Annotated in this window: 4 protein-coding genes; all 4 read right to left on the reverse strand. The window is 74.0% G+C overall.

The window, feature by feature from the left end; translation table 11 throughout:
• Nucleotides 1-56: 56 nt before the first annotated feature.
• On the reverse strand, nt 57-527 hold the full coding sequence (locus tag DMC18_RS24685) for a DUF2840 domain-containing protein (protein ID WP_110133401.1): 471 nt from the start codon (nt 525-527) through the stop codon (nt 57-59).
• On the reverse strand, nt 524-751 hold the full coding sequence (locus DMC18_RS24690) for a hypothetical protein (RefSeq protein WP_110133402.1): 228 nt from the start codon (nt 749-751) through the stop codon (nt 524-526). The genes DMC18_RS24685 and DMC18_RS24690 overlap by 4 nt, the downstream gene beginning before the upstream one ends.
• The gene (parA, locus tag DMC18_RS24695) at nt 748-1,386 is read right to left on the reverse strand and encodes a ParA family partition ATPase (protein WP_110133403.1); all 639 of its coding nucleotides are present in this window, start codon (nt 1,384-1,386) and stop codon (nt 748-750) included. Before parA ends, DMC18_RS24690 begins: the two co-directional genes overlap by 4 nt.
• Nucleotides 1,383-1,926, reverse strand: a 544-nt coding sequence (locus tag DMC18_RS24700; RefSeq protein ID WP_199232635.1) for a replication initiator protein A, incomplete at its 5' end; no start/stop codon positions are given. The genes parA and DMC18_RS24700, both read right to left, overlap by 4 nt.

A 1,926-nucleotide genomic window follows, 5' to 3' on the forward strand; every position in this document is an offset into this window, starting at 1 on the left:
CGGGGCGGCGGCCAGCGCCAGGCAGGCCAGGCCGCCCGCCGCCAGGATCCAGCGCCTCACGACGACACCCGCTGGCGCAGCCGCCAGGCCCGATGGCGCCGCGCATCGTAGGCGCGGGGCGCAAGTCCGGCCCAAAGCCGGTTTTGCACATGGCGCCAGTGGTCGGGCGCGATGGCGTGGGGCGCGAACCCGGCGGCCTCGATCGTGTCGATGACCGCCAGGCCCCGCTGCACCCGCGTCCAGCCTTCGAGCCAAACCAGCGCCTGCGCGCCGGGCCTCACGCCGGGCAGGGTGATGAAGGCCTCGCCCGCCTCCGGCGCCCGCAGCACCTCCAGCACCGAGGCGGTCGTGCCATAGGCGCCGCCCGTCCAGCGCACGCGGGCAAAGACCGCGCCGGGGCGGAAGACGAGAGTCCGGCGGCGGCGATCGTGCAGGATCTCCTCGCGCGGCCGGCCAAAGCGCAGCCACTCCTCGACCTGTCCGCGCCACCAGCTGAGGTCGACCTCGGTTTCAGCGATCGCGCTCATGCCCGCTCCTCCGGGAATTCCCGGTCGAGCAGCGCGCGCACCATGTCGGCGACGGTCTGGCCGCGCGCGAAGGCAGCGATCTTGATGCGCCCCCGACAGGCGGGCGTGACGTCGATGGTCAGGCGGGCGGTGAACCGGCTTGGCCGGGCGCCGGGCCGGTCGCCCGGGTCCTGGACCCAGGCCTCGGCGCCGGGCGGACGGGCGGCGAAGGGCTTGCCGCTCATCGCCCGAGCGCCTCGATCTCGGCCGCGACGGCGGCGATCTCGGCGGCCGCCGGACCGTCGGGCTCAAGCTCGCCGGCCACGCGCCCGGCGGCCATCGCCTGGGCGAACAGCACCCGCTGGCCGATCGTATGTCGCAGGGCGCCGGTGTCCTGAAGGGCCAGGGCGTCCTTGGTCTCGCGGGCGATCACCGTGCGCGCGGCGCACCGGTTGAGCAGGAACCGGGCGCGCAGGCCGGGCCGGTAGACGCGGGCCTCGTCGAGCAGGCGCAGCATCTCGGCCGACGCCCAGCCATCGAGCGGCGAGGGCTGGACCGGGATGACCACCAGGTCGGCGGCCAGGAGCGCCGAGCGCAGCAAGGCGGCCACGCGCGGCGGGCCGTCGATGATCACGTGGTCGGCGGCGCGCGCCAGCTCGGGCGCCTCGTGGTGGAGGGTGTCGCGCGGCAGGCCCACCACCCCGAACGCGCGGGCAAGGCCGGCGTGACTGCGGGCCTGCGCCCAGTCCAGGGCCGAGCCTTGCGGATCGGCGTCGACGACGGTCACGCGCCGGCCCTGGGCGGCCCAGCAGGCGGCGAGGTTCAAGGCCAGGGTGGTCTTGCCGACCCCGCCCTTCTGGTTGAGGAGGGCCAGGATCACCGGTCCGCCTCCGCGTCCGGCGTGTCCGCGCCGAGGACAGCGGCCGCCAAGAAGTTAGAGTCGAGGTTAGAGTCCAAGTTAGGCGCGGCGGAAGGCCTTGCGCCAAAAGGGTTTGGGGCCGCTGCCTGCGCCTGATCTCCCGATACCCGTGCGCCTGATGTCCCGATGGGCGATGCGCCCGATATCCCGTGTCCGTCCACAGGCGCGTTCTCAGGCGCGTCGAGCGCGATCTCGACGACCAGGGGCAGGATGCGCAGGCGCTCGCGGCCCTGGGCGCGGTCGAGCAGCAGCCGGTATCCTGGCAAGGGCTGGCGCTGGACGATGCGGCGCACATCGAGCGCGAAGTCGGAGGGGCGGGCCAGGCTCCCGGACTTGTGGTGGAGATGGGCGAGTTCGAACACCCAGCCACCGACTTGGCGGCCGGCGTGCTTGCGCGCCACGCGATAGAGCCAGCGCTCGATGCCGCCGGTCAGCCGGAAGTAGCTCGGGTCGATGGTCAGGACGAGCGAGCGGTCGACCACGCCGCGATAGAACCAGTCG

It is taken from the genome of Caulobacter sp. D5 (assembly GCF_003185805.1).
Classification (GTDB): Bacteria; Pseudomonadota; Alphaproteobacteria; order Caulobacterales; family Caulobacteraceae; genus Caulobacter.

What these genes read in the sequence shown, in the direction of transcription:
- DMC18_RS24690 (WP_110133402.1), bottom strand. Translation starts at nt 751, where the DNA reads ATGAGCGGCAAGCCCTTCGCCGCCCGTCCGCCCGGCGCCGAGGCCTGG.
- DMC18_RS24685 (WP_110133401.1), bottom strand. Translation starts at nt 527, where the DNA reads ATGAGCGCGATCGCTGAAACCGAGGTCGACCTCAGCTGGTGGCGCGGA.